General features: G+C 71.7%; 16 protein-coding genes. 9 read left to right on the top strand and 7 right to left on the bottom strand.

The genetic code is table 11. From position 1 onward, the window contains the following. Positions 1-10: 10 nt before the first annotated feature. The 3 genes from ACGFIQ_RS06675 to ACGFIQ_RS06665 form a co-directional block, all read right to left on the bottom strand. Complete coding sequence (locus ACGFIQ_RS06675) at positions 11-1,225, bottom strand: acetyl-CoA C-acetyltransferase (protein WP_393240103.1); 1,215 nt, start codon at positions 1,223-1,225, stop codon at positions 11-13. Further along, on the bottom strand, positions 1,215-2,381 hold the full coding sequence (locus ACGFIQ_RS06670) for an acyl-CoA dehydrogenase family protein (RefSeq protein ID WP_393240100.1): 1,167 nt from the start codon (positions 2,379-2,381) through the stop codon (positions 1,215-1,217). Before ACGFIQ_RS06670 ends, ACGFIQ_RS06675 begins: the two co-directional genes overlap by 11 nt. 141 nt (positions 2,382-2,522) lie before the next feature. Next, positions 2,523-3,683, bottom strand: a complete 1,161-nt coding sequence (locus ACGFIQ_RS06665) for a peptidoglycan recognition family protein (RefSeq protein ID WP_393240097.1) — start codon at positions 3,681-3,683, stop codon at positions 2,523-2,525. 263 nt (positions 3,684-3,946) lie between these two features. Between ACGFIQ_RS06665 and ACGFIQ_RS06660 the strand changes: the two genes are divergently transcribed. Next, the gene (locus ACGFIQ_RS06660) at positions 3,947-4,588 is read left to right on the top strand and encodes a TetR/AcrR family transcriptional regulator (protein ID WP_393240095.1); all 642 of its coding nucleotides are present in this window, start codon (positions 3,947-3,949) and stop codon (positions 4,586-4,588) included. 10 nt (positions 4,589-4,598) lie between these two features. Here the strand turns inward: ACGFIQ_RS06660 and ACGFIQ_RS06655 are convergent, their stop codons facing one another. Further along, positions 4,599-5,486, bottom strand: a complete 888-nt coding sequence (locus tag ACGFIQ_RS06655; RefSeq protein WP_393240092.1) for a zf-HC2 domain-containing protein — start codon at positions 5,484-5,486, stop codon at positions 4,599-4,601. Between the two features lie 72 nt (positions 5,487-5,558). Here ACGFIQ_RS06655 and ACGFIQ_RS06650 point away from each other — a divergent pair, with 72 nt between their 5' ends. The 8 genes from ACGFIQ_RS06650 to ACGFIQ_RS06615 all read left to right on the top strand — a co-directional run bounded on the left by ACGFIQ_RS06650 (position 5,559) and on the right by ACGFIQ_RS06615 (position 17,289). After that, positions 5,559-6,599 carry a TRM11 family SAM-dependent methyltransferase gene (locus tag ACGFIQ_RS06650; RefSeq protein WP_393240089.1) on the top strand — a complete coding sequence of 347 codons (1,041 nt, stop codon included), beginning with the start codon at positions 5,559-5,561 and terminating at the stop codon, positions 6,597-6,599. Between the two features lie 432 nt (positions 6,600-7,031). After that, positions 7,032-7,121 carry a K(+)-transporting ATPase subunit F gene (kdpF, locus tag ACGFIQ_RS06645; protein WP_036410889.1) on the top strand — a complete coding sequence of 30 codons (90 nt, stop codon included), beginning with the start codon at positions 7,032-7,034 and terminating at the stop codon, positions 7,119-7,121. Further along, the gene (kdpA, locus tag ACGFIQ_RS06640) at positions 7,121-8,776 is read left to right on the top strand and encodes a potassium-transporting ATPase subunit KdpA (protein ID WP_393240086.1); all 1,656 of its coding nucleotides are present in this window, start codon (positions 7,121-7,123) and stop codon (positions 8,774-8,776) included. The genes kdpF and kdpA overlap by 1 nt, the downstream gene beginning before the upstream one ends. Before the next feature lie 20 nt (positions 8,777-8,796). Continuing rightward, entirely contained in the window at positions 8,797-10,992 is a 2,196-nt protein-coding gene (kdpB, locus tag ACGFIQ_RS06635; protein ID WP_393240084.1) for a potassium-transporting ATPase subunit KdpB, read from the top strand. Further along, a complete protein-coding gene (locus ACGFIQ_RS06630) occupies positions 10,992-11,873 on the top strand; it encodes a potassium-transporting ATPase subunit C (RefSeq protein WP_393240081.1) in 882 nt (293 codons plus the stop codon). The genes kdpB and ACGFIQ_RS06630 overlap by 1 nt, the downstream gene beginning before the upstream one ends. A gap of 73 nt (positions 11,874-11,946) precedes the next feature. After that, a complete protein-coding gene (locus ACGFIQ_RS06625; protein WP_393240078.1) occupies positions 11,947-14,499 on the top strand; it encodes a DUF4118 domain-containing protein in 2,553 nt (850 codons plus the stop codon). After that, positions 14,496-15,176 (top strand): response regulator, encoded by a 681-nt coding sequence (locus ACGFIQ_RS06620; protein WP_393240075.1) that lies wholly within the window; start codon positions 14,496-14,498, stop codon positions 15,174-15,176. The genes ACGFIQ_RS06625 and ACGFIQ_RS06620 overlap by 4 nt, the downstream gene beginning before the upstream one ends. A gap of 103 nt (positions 15,177-15,279) precedes the next feature. Then, positions 15,280-17,289 (top strand): FAD-dependent oxidoreductase, encoded by a 2,010-nt coding sequence (locus ACGFIQ_RS06615; RefSeq protein WP_393240072.1) that lies wholly within the window; start codon positions 15,280-15,282, stop codon positions 17,287-17,289. On the opposite strand, the gene ACGFIQ_RS06610 is transcribed toward ACGFIQ_RS06615, so the two are convergent. Genes ACGFIQ_RS06610 through ACGFIQ_RS06600 form a run of 3 tightly spaced genes read right to left on the bottom strand, consistent with a single transcriptional unit; the run spans position 17,190 to position 18,582 of the window. Beyond that, positions 17,190-17,675: an SAV_915 family protein gene (locus ACGFIQ_RS06610; RefSeq protein ID WP_393240069.1), complete on the bottom strand. Its 486-nt coding sequence runs from the start codon at positions 17,673-17,675 to the stop codon at positions 17,190-17,192. The genes ACGFIQ_RS06615 and ACGFIQ_RS06610 overlap by 100 nt on opposite strands. Then, positions 17,672-18,175 (bottom strand): universal stress protein, encoded by a 504-nt coding sequence (locus ACGFIQ_RS06605; RefSeq protein ID WP_393240066.1) that lies wholly within the window; start codon positions 18,173-18,175, stop codon positions 17,672-17,674. Before ACGFIQ_RS06605 ends, ACGFIQ_RS06610 begins: the two co-directional genes overlap by 4 nt. Next, positions 18,172-18,582, bottom strand: a complete 411-nt coding sequence (locus ACGFIQ_RS06600; RefSeq protein WP_393240063.1) for a hypothetical protein — start codon at positions 18,580-18,582, stop codon at positions 18,172-18,174. Before ACGFIQ_RS06600 ends, ACGFIQ_RS06605 begins: the two co-directional genes overlap by 4 nt. Between the last annotated feature and the right edge of the window lie 5 nt (positions 18,583-18,587).

Genomic DNA, 18,587 nt, shown 5'->3' with positions numbered 1-18,587 from the left:
GTCCCCCGGGTCAGCAGCGCTCGAGAACTGTGGCGACGCCCATGCCGCCGCCGATGCAGAGGGTCACCACGGCGCGACGCAGGTCGCGGCGCTCCAACTCGTCCAACGCCGTGCCGAGCAGCATCGCACCGGTCGCGCCGAGGGGGTGGCCGAGCGCGATCGCGCCACCGTTGACGTTCACCAGGTCGGGGTCGAGGCCCAGGTCGCGGACGTACTTGAGGACCACCGCGGCGAACGCCTCGTTGATCTCGAACAGGTCGATGTCGTCGACTGTCAGCCCGGCGACGGCGAGCGCCTTGTGCGTGGCCGGGATCGGGCCGGTCAACATCAGCGTCGGGTCCGCGCCGGTGACCGCCGCGCCGGCGATCCGGGCCCGCGGGGTCAGGCCGAGGTCCCGGCCCACCTCCTCCGACCCGATCAGTACGAGCGCGGCGCCGTCCACGATGCCTGACGAGTTGCCCGCGTGGTGGACGTGGTCGATGGCCTCCAACCAGTGGAACTTCTGGAGGGCGACCGCGTCGAAGCCGGCGGCCTCGCCCATGGTGGCGAAGGACGGGGTCAGTCGGGCCAGCCCTTCCCGGGTGGTCTCCGGGCGCGGGTGTTCGTCCACGGTGAGGATGTCCAGCCCGTTGCCGTCACGGACCGGCACCACCGAGCGCGCGAAGTGCCCACCGGCCCAGGCCTTGGCGGCTCGCTCCTGTGACCGCAGCGCGTAGCCGTCCACGTCGTCGCGGGTGAAGCCCTCCAGGGTGGCGATCAGGTCGGCGCTGACCCCCTGCGGTACGAAGGACGTGGCGAGCGCGGTCTGCGGATCGGTGGCCCAGGCCGCGCCGTCGGAGCCCATCGGCACCCGGGACATCGACTCGACCCCGCCGGCGAGCAGCAGGTGCTCCCAGCCGGAGCGGACCCGCGCGGCGGCCGAGTTGACCGCCTCCAGTCCGGAGGCGCAGAACCGGTTGAGCTGCACCCCGCCCACCTCGTCGGGCAGCCCGGCCAGCAGCGCGGCGGCGCGTGCCAGGTCGCCGCCCTGCTCGCCGACCGGGGTCACGATGCCGAGCAGCAGATCCTCCAGCCGGCCCACGTCCAGGCCGGGGTTGCGCTCGCGCAACGCGTCGATCAGGCCCACCACCAGGGAGATCGGCTTGACCCCGTGCAGCGCCCCGGTGTCCCGGCCGCGTCCGCGCGGGGTGCGGACCGCGTCATAGACGTACGCCTCAGAGGGCACGGGCGATCAACTCCTTCATGATCTCGTTGGTGCCGCCGTAGATCTTCTGGACCCGGGCGTCGGCGTACATCCGGGCGATCGGGTACTCCGTCGTGTAGCCGTAGCCGCCGAACAGCTGCAGACACCTGTCGACGACCTCGCACTGCCCGTCGGTGAGCCAGGACTTCGCCATCGCCGCGGTCGCCACGTCCAGGTCGCCGCGCGTGTGCCGGACGATGCAGTCGTCCAGGAAGACCCGGCTGACCCGGGTGCGGGTGGCACACTCGGCGAGCACCATCCGGGTGTTCTGGTGGCCCATCAGCGTCTTGCCGAAGGCGGTGCGTTCCTTGGCGTACGCGACTGTCAGCTCGACGGCCCGTTCCATGGCCGCGACCGCGCCGACGCCGATGACCAGCCGTTCCTGCGGAAGCTGCCGCATGAGCTGGATGAAGCCCAGCCCTTCGGCGTCGCCGAGCAGGTTGGCCGCCGGCACCCGGAACTCGTCGAAGAACAACTCGGCGGTGTCGTTGGCGTGCAGCCCGATCTTGGACAGCAGTCGGCCCCGACGGAAGCCCTCCGGGTCGCCGCTCACCTCGCAGACCAGCAGCGAGACACCTGCCGCCCGCTGCTCGGGGTCGGTCTTCACGGCCACGATGATCAGGTCGGCCAGGCCGCCGTTGGTGATGAACGTCTTCGCGCCGGTGACCAGGTAGTCGTCGCCGTCGCGGACCGCCCGGGTCCGCATCGCCTGGAGATCGGAGCCGCCGTCCGGCTCGGTCATCGCGATCGCGCCGACCAGTGCACCGCTGCACAGGCCGGGCAACCACCGCCGCTTCTGCTCCGCGCTGCCGTACGCCACCAGGTAGCCGGTGACGATGCCACTGTGGACGGCCAGCCCGAGGCTGCTCTCCCCGGTGTACGTCTGCTCGTGCAGCAGCACTGCCTCGTGGGTGAACTGGCCGCCTCCGCCGCCGTACTCCTCCGGGACGGACAGGCCCAGCAGCCCCAGCTCACCGGCACGCCGGTAGTGCTCGCGGTCCGGATGGCCCTGCGCCAGCAGGCGGTCGGTGTGCGGCAGCACCTCTTTGGTGAAGAAGGTGCGCGCCAGGTCGGCGAGGTCGTCGTGCTCGGGCTCGCGCCAGGCTGAGGGAGATCCGTCGAGCGGGGGCGTCGGCATGTGCACCACCCTCGCGCGCTGTTGGCAGCATGTCAATAAGTCTCGATCGGTGGCCCCGAGGGCGCGGCGGCAGGATGCGGCGCCGCCCCCCACCAGCGCGGCGGACGCACTGACTGGGGGCGGCGTGGCAGGGGCGGTGAACTAGCGCCTCGGCGGCCGCGGCGGCGGCGTCGGGCGCATCGCGGCCAGAGTCGCCACTTCCTGGCGTAGCTGGCCGAGGTAGGGGTGGAAGTAGTCGCCCGGGCACTCCGTCGGATCGCCCCCGATGCTCGCCCAGTCCCGGTGGCCCGAGATGACCGCCACGTTGCCACTTGCCCCGCTGACCGGATTGACGTATCCGGTCCGACCCGTGGGGTTGAGTCGACTCGTGAGGCTGAGCCCCGCCAGGACGAGGGCCAACGACCGTTGCGCGGCGGGGCTGGGCAGGCGGGACGTGTACCGGCCCAACAGGCAGACGCCGATGTTGCCCGCGTTGAAACCGCCCACGTGCGCCGCGTTGACCATGAGTGGCCGACCGTCGCTGCCGACCCCCGGACCGTAGACCGGCTGCGGCCCCGGGTCGGAATAGCGGCCCTCGTAGACCCGTCCGCCCTCGTCGATCAGCAGGTGGTAGCCGATGTCGCCAAACTCCTGCAGTACGCACTGGTCGTAGTAGATGGCGCGAACCGTGGCCGCAGGATCGGGGTCCTCGTTGTGCTCGTACACCCCACTGTGGTGCACCGTCAGCGTCTGCACCGGGTAGAACTCGCCCGGCCACAGCACGCTGCCGTTCGGGCCGACCCGCAACGACTCGTCAGCTCCCCAGCCGGACCGTGGCAGATACGTCGGCGGCCGCGGGGCACCGGGCGGCAGCGGAAGGCTGTTCGTCTCCGCGTTCGCGACCGTCTGCCGAGCCCCGTCGACCATGTTCAGCTCGACAACTGTGGCGGCCGAGCCGTCGCCGACCTGGACCTCGTATCCGGTCGCGCCGTTGGCCACCACGATGTCCGACCGGGCCGACACCGCCCGACCGTCCCGACCGTTCGGGCACGCGCTGATCTCCAGCCAGTCGCTCCACCCCTTGCCGGTACGCAGGCGTACCGCCGCCGCCGGGCCGCTGTGCGCGACGGACAGGTGAGTCAACGGGATGGCCGGAGCGGTCACCACCGTTCGGCTCATCAGTCGACCACGGCGGGCCGCGAGCGGCGCCGTCACCGTGGAGGTGGACGGGGCCGCTGTCGCCGACCCGCCGAACGCACCGGCGGCCGACAGGCCGACGGCCGCACCGGCCGCGCCAGACAACAATCGACGTCGAGAAACCAAGACTTCGCTCCCTTACTCAGTTGATCCGGTCCGATGGCATCCACGGCGAGGCCGGGCCGGTCGGACTGTCACTGATGCGTGGCAAGGGTAGAGCAGAAGGTGGATCACCGCAGGCCGCTCGAAGGGCGTACCCCGTCCCGGGGAGTGCCCGCTGGGCCGGTCCGTTGATCAGGTGATGAAAAGTAGGTCAGAGACCGCCCTGGCACCTACTTTCCATCACCTGATCAGGGTGCGGGCGGGTGGCGCTCGATAGGGTCGGGCAGATGAGTGTCGAGACGGCTCCGCGCCGCCGCCGTCTGGAGCCGGACGCCCGGCGCGGGCAGATCCTGGCCTGCGCGGTCCGGCTGTTCGGCGAACGCCCGTACGCGGACGTGTCGACCACCGACGTCGCCCGGGAGGCGGGTGTCGCTCGCGGTCTGGTCAACCACTACTTCGGTGCGAAGAAGGACCTCTATCTGGAGGTCGTCCGGGTCATGGTGACCATCCCGGAGGTCGCCCTCGAACGGTTGCCCAAGGGTGACCTGCGGACCCGGGTCGACGCGAGCGTCTCCTGGTTTCTCGACGTGGTGTCGCGGCACAGCACCTCCTGGTTGGCGGCGGTCACCGCCCGGGGGATGGGCGGCGACGCCGACGTGGAGCGGGTGCTGGCCGAGGCCGAGGAGGTCGCGGCGGACCGCATGCTCGTCGCCGTCGGCCTGGCCGGCGAGGCAGGGCATCGGGAGGAGTTGCGTGCCATGGCTCGCGCGTACGGCGGGCTCGCCACGTCGACCGCCCGGGAGTGGCTCCAGCGCGGTGCGTTGACGCGCGCCCAGGTGCACCTGCTGCTCGCCACCACCCTGCTGACAATCGTCGAACAGGTCATCCCGCAGGCCGTCGGCGGCGAACCGGCGCGACCGGAGGGCTGACAGAGCCCGCTCAGGCGGCGCGGCGTCCGCCGGCCCGCCCGGCGCGCGCCGCCGGGGCGGCTTGACCGGCGCGTGCCGCCGGGGCGGCATAGCGGTCGGCGGCCTGCGCCGGGTACGACTCGGGGCGAACCACCCGCAGTGGCCGGTCCACCTCGTCGGCCCCGAACCGCCAGCGTGACGGTGCCGGCTGCCGCTGCGGCGCGGGTCCACCGGGGCGCAGACCGGGCCGGGACAGCACCACCGTGATCAGGTAACCGACCACCAGGAAGCCGTGACTGACCAACCGCTCCCCGCCCACCGAGCCGGTGGCCAGGTCGTTGACCGAGAGCAGCAGCAACGTGCCGACGAACGCGCTGAGCATCGGCAGCAGCCCGGCCGGCGGGCTGCGGCGTACCGCGACGAAGAGGAAGCCGGCACCCACCGCCACGTTCCACGCGGCCGACTCGTGCCACAGGTGCTGGCCGGTCGGGTGCAGGTGGTCGGCGGTCGCGCCCCGGCCCACCTGGGCCAGGCCGAGCACCAACTGCACCGCGCCGAGCAGCCCGAGCGCCGCGCGCAGCCCGGCGACCAGCTTGCCGCGCCCGAATGCCTGGCGCAGTCCGGCGACCAAACCGGCGCGCCCGAACGCCGCGCGCAGCCCGGCGACCGAGCCGCCGCGCCGCCACCGCGATCGGCGGGTCGGCTCGGCCGCGACGGCGGCCAGGATCGCCGCGGTGCGGTCGGGCACATCGGCGACCAACCGGGTACGGACCCGACGCGTCACCGCGGCCGCGGCCGTGAACCAGGCCCGGCACTCGGCACACCCGTCGAGGTGCCCCTGCACCGCCGCCAGTTCGGCGGCGGTCTCCTCCCCGTCCAACTGCGCGGACAGGACCTCCCGCCACTGCTCACACCCCATGTACCGGTAGTCGCTCCAGCGACCGCTCCGGTTCCCGGCGACCGTGGCGGGTTGTGGAATACTCGCCGGATCATGACGCGTTACGGCCTGCTGATCCTGCCCGCCACCAACCGGGTGTACGCCCGCTCCGCCGTCGACCTCACCCGGGCCGAGCTGGAGATCTTCGGCCGTTCGGCCCTGAACGGCCGGGTCGGCGAGCTGGACACCGAGGTCGTCGGAGGGGCGTCCTACGTCACCTTCACCGGTGACGGGCTGACCGAACGTGACCTGGCCGTCCTGGGCAACCTCTCCGCGGGGTACGCGCTGTTCGAGATCGTCGGTGAGCTGCTGCGGCCGATCGAGTGGAGCCGACTGGACCGCTACGACGACGACCTGCTCACCATCCAGAAGTACCCCGGCAAGACCAACGAGCAGTTCACCAAGCTGCTGCTCAACGTCACCCTGCTCGCCTCGGACTGGGCCGGCGAGCTGACCAGCCGGCGGTTCCGGGTGCTCGACCCGCTCTGCGGTCGGGGCACCACCCTCAACCAGGCCCTGATGTACGGGTTCGACGCCGCCGGCATCGAGCGCGACCAGAAGGACGTCGAGGCGTACCGGACGTTCATCACCACCTGGCTGAAGCAGAAGCGGGTCAAGCACCGGGTGCTGGAGTCGGGGCCGGTGCGGCGCGAACGCAAGGTGGTCGGCCGACGGGTGAGGATCGAGCTGGCGCCCACCCGCGAGGAGCACAAGGCCGGCCAGACCCAACTGCTCGACGTGGTCAACGCCGACACGGTCCGTTCTTCGGAGTTCTTCCGCCCGGAGACCGTCGACCTGATCGTCGCCGACGCACCGTACGGCGTGCAGCACGGCAGCCGTACGGCCGAGAAGGGCCTGACCCGTGATCCGCTGGCGTTGCTCGCGGACGCCGCGCCGGTCTGGGCGCGGTTGCTGCGTCCCGGCGGTGCCCTCGGTATCTCCTGGAACACCCACGTGGCCAGCCGCGAGGACGCGGCGGCGGCGCTTGCCGACGCCGGCCTGACCGTGGTCGACGAGGAGCCCTACCGCGCGCTGCGGCACCGGGTCGACCAGTCGATCATGCGCGACGTGCTGGTGGCCCGCCGCCCAGCCTGACCGGGCCTCGCACCTCCGCTCCCGCCACGCCCTGCGCCACCCCCTCCGGGGCGCGCATGCCTCTCGCGTGCCCTTTGCTCTGCACCCGCGGAGGCGACGCTCACGGTCTGTAGCTGGTGCGTCCGCGGGTGCAGAGCAAAGGGCGGACAACTGGTCTTGACCTCGCGGACCACCGGGGGTTATGTGCCGCATTTCACCTGTTCAGTGCACGGGTGTGAAAACCACGTCAAGAAAAGGTTCGCCGCCGTCATGGTCGCGTTATGACCCCTGCCGTCCGGCTGTTGGTGGGGCTTTGCTTGCCCGGCGCGACCGGAAGGCGGTCGCGACGAACCTTTCCGGCTGAGGAGTCAGCGTGTCTGACGTGGTGTTCGTGGTCCTGACGGTGGCGCTGTTCGCAGTGCTCGCCCTGGTGGTCCGGGCGGTGGAGAAGCTGTGAACGCGGTAAACGCCGTCGGTCTGGTGCTCGCGGTCGTCCTGGGCGCGTTCCTGGTGTTCGCCCTGTTGTTTCCGGAGCGCTTCTGATGACCATGACAACAGCGGGCGTCATCTTCATCGTGACGCTGGTGGCGGTCCTCGTCGCCGTCTACAAGCCGTTCGGCGACCACATGTTCCGGGCGGTCGCCGGCACGAGGCAGTCGCGGGTCGAGCGGGGCGTCTTCCGGCTGGTCGGGGTCAACCCGGCCGCCGAACAGACCTGGGGTGTGTACGCCCGCAGTGTGCTGGCATTCTCCGCGGTCTCGATCCTGTTCCTGTACCTGTTCCAGCGGGTGCAGAACCACCTGTGGCTGTCCCTGGGGTTCGACCCGGTGGTGCCGCACGGCGCGTGGAACACGGCCGTGTCGTTCGTGACCAACACCAACTGGCAGTCGTACTCGGGTGAGTCGACGATGGGCCACCTGGTGCAGATGGCCGGCCTGGCCGTGCAGAACTTCGTCTCGGCGGCGGTCGGCATCGCGGTGGCGGTCGCGCTGGTCCGCGGCTTCGCCCGCAGCCGCACCGGGCAGCTCGGCAACTTCTGGGTCGACCTGACCCGGATCGTGCTGCGGATCCTGCTGCCGATCGCGGTCCTCGGCGCCATCGTGTTGATGATCGGCGGGGTGGTGCAGAACCTGTCCGGCGGCACCGACGTGAACACGCTGACCGGCGGCACCCAGACCATCACCGGCGGCCCGGTCGCCAGCCAGGAAGCGATCAAGGAGCTGGGCACCAACGGCGGCGGCTTCTACAACGTCAACAGCGCCCACCCGTTCGAGAACCCCACCACCTGGACCAACTGGCTGCAGATCTTCCTGCTCCTGCTGATCCCGTTCAGCCTGCCCCGGGTCTTCGGCCGGATGGTCGGGCAGAACCGGCAGGGCTACGCCATCGCCGCGGTGATGGGCATCCTCGCGTTCCTCAGCGTCGCCCTCACCAACATCTTCGAGCTGGCCGGCCACGGCACGGTACCGCAGGCGGTCGGCGCGGCGATGGAGGGCAAGGAGGTGCGGTTCGACGTGTCGAACTCGGCCACCTTCGCCGCTGCCACCACGCTCACCTCGACCGGTGCGGTCAACTCGTTCCACGACTCGTTCACCTCGCTCGGCGGCATGATGACGATGGTCAACATGATGCTCGGCGAGGTCGCGCCGGGCGGCACCGGTTCGGGTCTCTACGGACTGCTGATCCTCGCCGTGATCACGGTCTTCGTGGCCGGTCTGATGGTGGGCCGCACCCCCGAGTACCTGGGCAAGAAGATCGGCTCACGCGAGATCAAGTTCGCCTCGCTCTACTTCCTGATCACGCCGATCCTGGTGCTCGTCGGCACGGCTGCGGCGTTCGGCACCGGCAACAACTCCACGGCGCTCAACGTCGGCCCACACGGCCTCTCCGAGGTGCTGTACGCGTTCACCTCGGCCAGCAACAACAACGGCTCCGCCTTCGGCGGCATCACCGTCAACACCACCTGGTGGGACACCGCGCTCGGGTTGTGCATGCTGCTGGGCCGGTTCCTGCCGCTCATCTTCGTGCTCGCGTTGGCCGGCTCGCTGGCCCGCCAGGCACCCACCCCCGCGTCCGAGGGCACCCTGCCGACCCACCGACCGCTGTTCATCGGCATGGTCGTCGGCGTCACGGTCGTCCTCGTCGCGCTGACCTTCCTGCCCGCGCTCGCGCTCGGCCCGCTGGCAGAGGGGCTCTGACCACCATGAGGAACGAAGCAATGTCCGTCACCTCCGCTCCGACAGAGCAACTCCCCGGCACACCGGCCACCCAGGGCAACCGGATCGGTGGGGGTCTGCTCGACCCCCAGCAGCTCATCCGGTCCCTGCCCGACGCGGCACGCAAGCTCGACCCCCGCACGCTGTGGCGCAACCCGGTGATGCTGATCGTCGAGGTCGGCGCGGCCTTCACCACAGTCCTGGCGGTGCTCGACCCGTCGGTGTTCGCCTGGGCGATCACCATCTGGCTCTGGCTGACAGTGGTCTTCGCCAACCTGGCCGAGGCGGTCGCCGAGGGCCGGGGCAAGGCCCAGGCCGCGACCCTGCGCCAGGCGAAGAAGGACACCATCGCCACCCGGCTGGTCGACTGGAAGCCGGGCGCCCGGGCCAACACCTACCGCGACGAGGCGGTGCCCGCGCCGGAGCTGCGCCAGGGCGACGTCGTACTGGTCGAGGCCGGCGGCATCATCCCCGGTGACGGCGACATCGTCGAGGGCATCGCCAGCGTCGACGAGTCGGCCATCACCGGCGAGTCGGCCCCGGTGATCCGGGAGTCCGGAGGTGACCGCAGCGCGGTCACCGGCGGCACGAAGGTGCTCTCCGACCGGATCATCGTCAAGATCACCCAGAAGCCGGGGGAGAGCTTCATCGACCGGATGATCGCCCTGGTCGAGGGCGCCAACCGGCAGAAGACGCCGAACGAGATCGCGCTGAACATCCTGCTCGCCGCGCTCACCGTCATCTTCCTGCTGGCCGTGGTCACCCTCCAACCGCTGGCGATCTTCAGCAAGGCGTACCAGGCTGCCGCCCCGGACAGCGGGGCGATCACCGGCTCCGGCGTCACCGGGGTGGTGCTGGTCTCGCTGCTGGTCTGCCTGATCCCCACCACCATCGGCGCGCTGCTCTCCGCCATCGGCATCGCCGGCATGGACCGGCTGGTGCAGCGCAACGTGCTGGCCATGAGCGGCCGGGCCGTCGAGGCGGCCGGTGACGTCAACACCCTGCTGCTGGACAAGACCGGCACCATCACGCTGGGCAACCGGCAGGCCGCCGAGTTCGTACCGGTCGAGGGGGCCGACGCCGCGACACTTGCCGACGCCGCGCAGTTGTCCAGCCTGGCCGACGAGACCCCGGAGGGGCGCTCGGTGGTCGTCCTGGCGAAGAACGAGTTCGGGTTGCGCGAGCGCGAGCCCGGCGTGATGCCGCACGCCACCTTCGTACCGTTCACCGCGCAGACGCGGATGAGCGGCGTCGACCTGACCCCGGACGCCAGCGTGGACGGCGGCGCGGTGGGCACGGCCCGCCGGGTCCGCAAGGGCGCCGCCGCCGCGGTGATGAAGTGGGTACGGGAGAACGGCGGCCACCCGACCGAGCAGGTCGGCGAGATCGTGGACGCGATCAGCGGCACCGGCGGCACCCCGCTCGTCGTCGCCGAGCACGTCGACGGTGAACCCGCCCGCGCCCTGGGCGTCATCCACCTCAAGGACGTGGTCAAGTCCGGCATGCGCGAGCGGTTCGACGAGATGCGCCGGATGGGCATCCGGACCGTGATGATCACCGGTGACAACCCGCGGACCGCGAAGGCCATCGCCGACGAGGCCGGGGTGGACGACTTCCTGGCCGAGGCGACGCCGGAGGACAAGCTCGCGCTGATCAGGCGGGAGCAGGAGGGTGGCCGGCTGGTCGCGATGACAGGTGACGGCACCAACGACGCACCGGCGCTCGCCCAGGCCGACGTCGGGGTGGCGATGAACACCGGTACGTCGGCCGCCAAGGAGGCCGGCAACATGGTCGACCTCGACTCCGACCCGACCAAACTGATCGAGATCGTGGAGATCGGCAAGCAGTTGCTGATCACCCGGGGCGCGCTGACCACGTTCAGCATCGCCAACGACATCGCGAAGTACTTCGCGATCATCCCGGCCATGTTCGCCGGCCTCTACCCGAGCCTGGACGCGCTGAACATCATGCGGCTGGCCAGCCCGGAGTCGGCGATCCTGTCCGCCGTCATCTTCAACGCCCTGGTGATCATCGCGCTGATCCCGCTCGCCCTGCGCGGCGTGCGGTACCGGCCGGCCGCCGCGTCGAAGCTGCTCAGCCGCAACCTGCTGGTCTACGGGCTGGGCGGCATCATCGTGCCGTTCATCGGGATCAAGCTCATCGACCTGCTCATCCAGTTCGTCCCGGGGATTTCGTGATGCGCCTACCCACCTGGATCGCCCAACACCTCGCCGCCCTGCGCGCCGTACTCGTCTTCACGGTGCTGCTCGGCCTGGTCTACCCGCTGGCCCTGGTAGCGCTCGGTCAGCTACCCGGCCTCAACCACAAGGCCGACGGCTCGCTCATCTCCTCGGGCGGGACGACCGTCGGCAGTGCGCTGATCGGCCAGTCCTTCACCGACGCGGACGGCAACCCGATCGCCCGCTACTTCCAGTCCCGCCCCTCGGCCGCCGGCGACGGCTACGACCCGACGTCCACCTCGGCCAGCAACCTCGGCCCGGAGAGCGTGGTCGACACCCTCGCCACCGACCCGGAGGAGTCCAGCGAGAGCCTGCTCACCCAGGTCTGCGGGCGCAGCAGGGAGATCGGCGAGCTGAACGGCGTCGACGGCCGACGCCCGTACTGCACCGACGACGGGGTGGGCGCCGTGCTCGCGGTCTTCCGCGCCGACGGTCTGACCGGCCCGGTCACCCGGGTGGTGAGCGTCAACCAGGCCGCCCCGGCGACGCCGTTCGTCACCGAGTACCAGGGGGTCGCCGTGGAGCCGGCCCAGCCCGGCGAGGACTACGTGGCCGCCGGCGGGGTGGTCACCCCGATCCGGGGCGACGCGCCCGCCGACCCGGCGGTCCCCGCCGACGCGGTCACCGCCAGCGCCAGCGGCCTCGACCCGCAGATCAGCCCGGCGTACGCCGAGTTGCAGGTGAACCGGGTCGCGCGCGAGCGCGGCGCGGACCCGGCGGCGGTCCGCAAGGTGGTCAAGGAACACACCGGCGGGCGGGGGCTCGGGTTCATGGGTGCGCCCGGCGTCAACGTGCTGGAGCTCAACCTCGCCCTCGACAAGCGGTTCGCCGCGCGCTGAGCACACTCGCGGGCGGGGCCGAGCCGACCGGGCACGGCCCCGCCCGCCGACCTGACCAGGGAGGATGGGTCCCGTGCCACGCGGAGAACTGCGCATCTATCTCGGGGCCGCCCCCGGCGTCGGCAAGACGTACGCCATGTTGGAGGAGGCCCAGCGGCGGGCCGCGCGCGGCACCGACGTGGTGATCGGCTTCGTGGAGACCCACGGCCGCCAACACACCGCCGCGATGCTCGGCGACCTGGAGCAGGTGCCCCGCCGCACGATGGACTATCGCGGCGCCGAGTTCACCGAGATGGACCTGGACGCGGTCCTGGCCCGCCGACCGGAGATCGCGGTGGTCGACGAGTTGGCGCACACGAACGTGCCCGGCTCCCGGCACGACAAGCGCTGGCAGGACGTCCAGGAGTTGCTCGACGCGGGGATCGACGTGCTGTCCACGGTCAACGTGCAGCACCTGGAGTCGGTCAACGACGTCGTCGCGCAGATCACCGGCACCACCCAGCGGGAGACCGTGCCGGACGAGATCGTCCGCGCCGCCGAACAGGTCGAGCTTGTCGACATGACCCCCGAGGCGCTGCGCCGGCGGATGGCGCACGGCAACATCTACCGACCCGACAAGATCGACGCCGCGCTCGGCAACTACTTCCGGGTCGGCAACCTCACGGCACTGCGTGAGCTGGCGCTGCTCTGGCTTGCTGACAAGGTCGACGAGCAGCTCGACAGGTACCGCAGCCAACAGGGCATCGCCGCCACCTGGGAGGCCCGGGAACGGGTCGTGGTGGCGCTGACCGGAGGTCCGGAGGGTGAGACGCTGATCCGGCGCGCGGCCCGGGTCGCGGCCCGCAGCAAGGGCGCCGACCTGCTCGCCGTGCACGTGGCCCGCAGCGACGGCCTGGCCGGCGCCGACCCGGCCCAACTGGCCCGCCAGCGGGTCCTCGTGGAGAGCCTGGGCGGCACGTACCACCAGGTGCTCGGCACCGACGTGCCGGCCGCACTGCTGGACTTCGCCCAGGGCGTGAACGCCACCCAGCTGGTGCTCGGGGCCAGCCGGCGGGGTCGCCTCGCGCAGATCTTCGCCCGGGGCGTCGGGGTCACCACCACCGCGCTGTCCGGCTCTATCGACGTACACCTGGTCACCCACAAGCAGGCCGGCAAGGGCCGTCGGGCGGCAGCGGTACCGGCGGCGCTGTCCCGACGTCGACGGCTGCTCGGCTTCGGCCTGGCAGTGCTGGGCATGCCGCTGCTCACCCTGCTGCTGAAGACGCTGCCCGACCTGACGCTGACCAACGACATCCTGCTGTTCCTCGCCGGGGTCGTCGGGGTCGCGCTCGTCGGCGGGGTGTGGCCGGCCCTGGTCGCCGCGCTCGGCGGGTCGCTGCTGCTCAACTGGTTCTTCACCCCGCCGTACCGGACGCTGACCATCGCCGAGGCGGACAACCTGCTGGCCCTGGCCGTCTTCGTCGGGGTGGCACTGGCGGTGAGCTGGATCGTCGACGTGGCCGCCCGCCGTACCCGGGAGGCCGCCCGCGCCGCCGCGGACGCGCAGACCCTCGCCGCCGTCGCCGGTGGCGTGCTGCGCGGTGAACGCCCCCTGCCCGCCCTGCTGGAACAGCTCCGGGAAACCTTCGGGCTGCGTGCGGTGAGCGTGCTGGAGTTGGCCGCGGACGCCAGCGGGCGCCCGGAGCGGGCCCGCGAGGAGCACGCCTGGTCTGTTGTGGCCAGCGTCGGCGATCAGCCGCCCTGCACCCCGGAAAGCGGTGAGACCGCCGTACCCGTCGACGACCGGATCACCGTCGTGCTCTGCGGCCGCCGACTGGAGGCCGCCGACCGGCGCATCGTCGAGGCGTTCGCCGCCCAGGCCGCCGTCGCGCTGCGCCAGGAACGCCTCGCCGAGGAGGCCGCCACCGCCCGGCCCCTCGCCGCCGCCGACCGGATGCGCACCGCGCTGCTCGCCGCGGTCAGCCACGACCTGCGTACGCCACTGGCGTCGGCGAAGGCGGCCGTGACCAGCCTGCGCAGCCACGACATCGAGTTCGACGAGTCCGACCGCGAGGAGCTGCTGGAGACCGCCGAGGAGTCGCTGGACCGGCTCGCCCGGCTGGTCGGCAACCTGCTGGACATGAGCCGCCTCCAGGCGGGCGTCCTGGGCATTTCCGCGACGGCGATCGGCCTGGAGGACGCCGTACCCCTGGCGTTGGACGAACTTGGCCCCTCGGCCGCGACGGTCGGCACGGACATCCCGGCCGACCTGCCGGCGGCCACCGCCGACCCGGGCCTGCTGGAACGGGTGCTCGTCAACATCATCGCCAACGCCCTGCGCTACAGCCCGCCCGACCAACCGCCCACCGTGACCGCCAGCGCGCACGCCGGCCAGGTCGAGCTGCGGGTGATCGACCGGGGGCCGGGCATCCCGGAGGACCAGTGGGAGCACGTCTTCCTGCCATTCCAACGCCTCGGCGACCGGGACAACCAGACCGGCGTCGGTCTCGGGCTCGCCCTGTCCCGGGGGTTGGCCGAGGCGATGGGTGGCAGCATCACCCCGGAGACCACCCCCGGCGGTGGCCTCACCATGGTGCTGCGGCTGCCGGCCGCCGCGCAGACCAGCTCGGAGGGGCCGCGGGAATGACGCGCATCCTGGTCGTCGACGACGAACCGCAGATCCTGCGCGCGCTGCGGATCAACCTGCGAGCCCGCCGGTACGACGTGGACATCGCCGCGACCGGCGCCGCCGCGTTGAAGGCAGCCGCCAGCCACCCGCCCGACCTCGTGGTCCTCGACCTCGGCCTGCCCGACATCGACGGCGTGGAGGTGATCCGCGGCCTGCGCGGCTGGACCACCGTGCCGATCATCGTGCTCTCCGGCCGGGCCGGCAGCGAGGACAAGGTCGCCGCCCTGGACGCGGGCGCGGACGACTACGTGACGAAGCCGTTCGGGGTGGAGGAGCTGCTGGCCCGCATCCGCGCGGTGACCAGGCGGCTCGGCGGACCCAGCGAGGCGCTGCCCGCGCTGCGGATCGGCCAGCACACCGTCGACCTGGCCGACCACCGCGTACGGCGCGACGACGGCACCGAGGTCAAGCTGACCCCGATCCAGTGGAGCGTGCTGGAGAAGCTGCTGCGCCACCCCGGCAAGCTGGTCAGCCAGCGTCAGCTCCTCCAGGACGTGTGGGGGCCGGAATACCAGAACGAGACCAACTACCTGCGGCAGTACCTGGCCCAGCTGCGGCGCAAGCTGGAGGACGACCCGGCCCGCCCCCGCCACCTCATCACCGAGCCCGGAATGGGCTACCGCTACCGACCCTGACCCGTTGACACCCGCCGGCAGAGATTGAAGAATTTCGCTAGCAGCGGCAGCGGCGTGCTTCTGTAACCGTCCCCTCCACCGGTTACCCCTCGGGAGCTCCGCCGTGTCCCTTCCCCTGTCCCGTCGTCGGCTGCTGACCGCCGGCGGTGCCGGCCTCGTCCTGGCCGGTCTCACCGACCCGTTCCGGGCCGACCCCGCCCGAGCCGCGGTCACCACCGCCGACCTGGTCGTCTACGGTGCCACCTCCGGCGGACTGGCCGCCGCGGTCACCATGCGCCGGCTCGGCCGCACCGCAGTGGTGGTGGAGCCCACCAGCCACGTCGGTGGGTTGAGCACCGCCGGGCTGGGCGCCACCGACACCGGCGTCCAGGCGTCCATCGGCGGGCTTGCCGCCGAGTTCTACCGCCGGGTGTACGTCAAGTACCACGGCGGAACCCTCACACCGACGTCACCGCTGCGGATGACCTTCGAACCGCACGTCGCCGCCGAGGTCTTCGCCGACCTGCTGGCCGAGGCGGGCGTGCCGGTGATCGTCGACGCCCGGCTCAGCGGCGTCGGCCGCAGCGGTGACCGGATCACCGAGCTGCGCACCGAGGACGGGTCGATCTACCGGGGCGGGGCGTTCGTCGACGCCACCTACGAGGGTGACCTGCTGGCCATGGCCGGGGTGAGTTTCACCGTCGGGCGGGAGTCCAACGACACGTACGGCGAGACGATCAACGGGGTGCAGTCCGGCAACACCCACCAGTTCGCCTACCCCGTCGACCCGTACGTGACTGCCGGCTCGCCCGCCAGCGGCCTGCTGCCGGGCATCTCCGCCACGCCGCTCGCACCGCGCGGCAGCGCCGACGACCGGATCCAGGCGTACTGCTTCCGGATGTGCCTGACCCAGGCGGCCAACCGGATCCCGTTCGGCAAACCGTCCGGCTACGACCCGATCCGGTACGAGCTGCTGCTGCGCCACATCCAGGCCGGCTACGCCGGGCCGTACTTCACCACGCACTCGATCGGCGGCGGGAAGACCGACTCCAACAACAACGGTGCCGTGTCCACCGACAACATCGGCTTCAACCACGCGTACCCGACGGCCAGCTGGGCCACGCGGGAGAGCATCATCGCCGAACACCGCACCTACCAGCAGGGGCTGATGTGGTTCCTGGCCAACGACCCCCGGCTGCCGGCATCGGTACGTGACTCGACCGCCCGGTGGGGGCTGCCGGTGGACGAGTTCACCTCCACCGGTGGCTGGCCGCCGCTGCTCTACATCCGCGAGGCCCGCCGGATGGTCTCCGCGTACGTGCTGACCGAGGCCGACTGTCGGGGCCGGGTACGCGCCACCGACTCGGTGGGCCTGGCCAGCTACACGATGGACTCGCACAACTGCCAGCGGGTGGTCGTCAACGGTCGGGTCCGCAACGAGGGGGACGTGCAGATCGGCGTGCCGGCGCCGTACCCGGTGAGCTACCGGGCGATCGTGCCGCACCAGGCGCAGTGCGCCAACCTGCTGGTGCCTGTCTGTCTCTCGGCGAGCCACATCGCGTACGGCTCGATCCGGATGGAACCCGTGTTCATGATCCTCGGCCAGGCGGCGGCCACCGCCGCGTCGCTGGCCCTCGCCGGGAACCTCGCCGTGCAGGAGGTGCCCGTGCCCACCCTCCAGGCCCGGCTGCGGCAGGACGGCGCGGTGCTGGAGTGGGGCTCGACGAGCGAGGTGATCCTGGACAACGCGGCGAGCAGCGGGATCACCCGGGCCGGCACGTGGCTGCGCAGCACGAGCGTCGGCGGCTACTACGGCCCGGACTACGAGCACGACGGCAACACCGCCAAGGGCGTCAACCGGTTGCGGTTCCGCCCGACGCTGCCCGCCGCCGGGTCGTGGACCGTACACCTACGCTGGACCGCCAACCCGAACCGGGCGACGAACGTGCCTGTCGACATCGAATACTCCGGCGGGCTGGTCACCCGCACGGTGGACCAGCGGCAGGCCGGCGGCCAGTGGGTGGCGTTGGGCACCTACCCGTTCACGGCGGGCAGCGACGGAAGCGTGCTGATCCGCACCGAGGACACCGACGGCCACGTGGTCGCGGACGCGGTGCGCTTCGTCCGCGCCTGACCGGCGGCCGGTGCGCGGGCCGGCACTGTCGGCGCGGCCCGGTCGCCGCTGCTCGGGTCGAGCGGCGGTGCCACCAGCAGCGGATCGACCTGGATCACGTCGATGCCGAGCGGGCGCAACATGCCGCGCAGCGCGGACTCGCACAGCTCTTCCCAGTGCTGATCCGCGCCCATCGCGGCGACCAGAAGCTCCGGTCGGGTGAAGGCGATGCCCACCCGCTGCCCCTGCGGCGAACGGCCGGTTCGCACCGTCCGCACCAGCCGTCCCGGCAGATCGCGCACCGGAACGGCAAAGACTATCGGGACTTCATCCATGGCCGGGTTGGTCCTTTCCACAGGTGTCGCGGTTGCGGCGAATGCCGGCTGGGCCGCGGCTGCGGCGGTCATCGGCTGAACTGTTCGAGGTCGCGGGCGAAGCGGCGGATCGTGGCGGCCCGCGCCCAGGACGGCGCGGGCACCGCGACGACCGGCACGACCGCACGCGTCACGCAGTACCGGGTGACGTGGCCGCGGGACCGACCGAACCGGCCGCGATCCGGGCTGCCGACGACCAGCAGGTCGGTGTCCCGGTGCGCGTGGTCGACAAGCACCTGCCCGGCGTACCCCTGGGTCGCCACCAGCCGCACGGTCACGTCCCGGGGCATCCCGCCAAGCGCCGCGTCGAAGACGCCGCGCAGGTAGACCAGGGCCGCCTTGTCGCACTCGTCCTGCCAGCGCCAGGTCAGGGTGCCGGGCCGCCATGTCGGCGCGAAGACCCACGCGCGGACCGCGTCCAGCTGCGCGCCGTCACGGCGGGCCAGCTGCATGGCCCGGCGCAGCGCCTGCATCCCGGCGAACGAGCGGTCGACTCCCACCACGACCCGGCGGGCGCCGGTGGGGCGGCTCATGCGGCGGACACCACCCAGGCCGAGGTGCCCTTCGCGGTACGCGGGCCGGCCGGCGTGGTCAGGTCGAGCGCGCGGAGGACGTAGTTGGCCTCCGCCACCTCCACTCCGGCGCGCAGGCGCAGATCGGCCACAGCACGGTGCAGCACGGTGATGCTGCCGGCGGAGAGGCGGACCACGGCGTCGACGTCGGCGGCGATCCACCACGCCGCGACGGCGCACGGCTCGTGCCGCAGGTACTCCACCAGGTGACTGCCGGGCGCGGACGGGCCGAGCCGGACGCTGACCAGCGCCTCGTGCCGACGCTCCGGCTCGTCCGCCCAGGTCGCGGGTTCGCTGGGGCTGCTGTCGGTGTCGCTGCCGGGTGGGAGGTCTCCGCGTTCCCAGCGTGTCATCCGCCAAGGACTCATGGGCC

It is taken from the genome of Micromonospora sp. NPDC048898 (genome assembly GCF_043198035.1).
Taxonomy (GTDB): Bacteria; Actinomycetota; Actinomycetes; order Mycobacteriales; family Micromonosporaceae; genus Micromonospora.
Note: the sequence above shows the minus strand (reverse complement) of the source record. Positions and strands in the feature narration are given on the sequence as shown.

Coding starts and splice junctions, on each gene's coding strand:
- ACGFIQ_RS06670 (WP_393240100.1), bottom strand. CDS start 2,381: ATGCCGACGCCCCCGCTCGACGGATCTCCCTCAGCCTGGCGCGAGCCC.
- ACGFIQ_RS06660 (WP_393240095.1), top strand. CDS start 3,947: ATGAGTGTCGAGACGGCTCCGCGCCGCCGCCGTCTGGAGCCGGACGCC.
- ACGFIQ_RS06655 (WP_393240092.1), bottom strand. CDS start 5,486: ATGGGGTGTGAGCAGTGGCGGGAGGTCCTGTCCGCGCAGTTGGACGGG.
- ACGFIQ_RS06650 (WP_393240089.1), top strand. CDS start 5,559: ATGACGCGTTACGGCCTGCTGATCCTGCCCGCCACCAACCGGGTGTAC.
- kdpA (WP_393240086.1), top strand. CDS start 7,121: ATGACCATGACAACAGCGGGCGTCATCTTCATCGTGACGCTGGTGGCG.
- kdpB (WP_393240084.1), top strand. CDS start 8,797: ATGTCCGTCACCTCCGCTCCGACAGAGCAACTCCCCGGCACACCGGCC.
- ACGFIQ_RS06630 (WP_393240081.1), top strand. CDS start 10,992: ATGCGCCTACCCACCTGGATCGCCCAACACCTCGCCGCCCTGCGCGCC.
- ACGFIQ_RS06620 (WP_393240075.1), top strand. CDS start 14,496: ATGACGCGCATCCTGGTCGTCGACGACGAACCGCAGATCCTGCGCGCG.
- ACGFIQ_RS06610 (WP_393240069.1), bottom strand. CDS start 17,675: ATGACCGCCGCAGCCGCGGCCCAGCCGGCATTCGCCGCAACCGCGACA.
- ACGFIQ_RS06605 (WP_393240066.1), bottom strand. CDS start 18,175: ATGAGCCGCCCCACCGGCGCCCGCCGGGTCGTGGTGGGAGTCGACCGC.
- ACGFIQ_RS06600 (WP_393240063.1), bottom strand. CDS start 18,582: ATGAGTCCTTGGCGGATGACACGCTGGGAACGCGGAGACCTCCCACCC.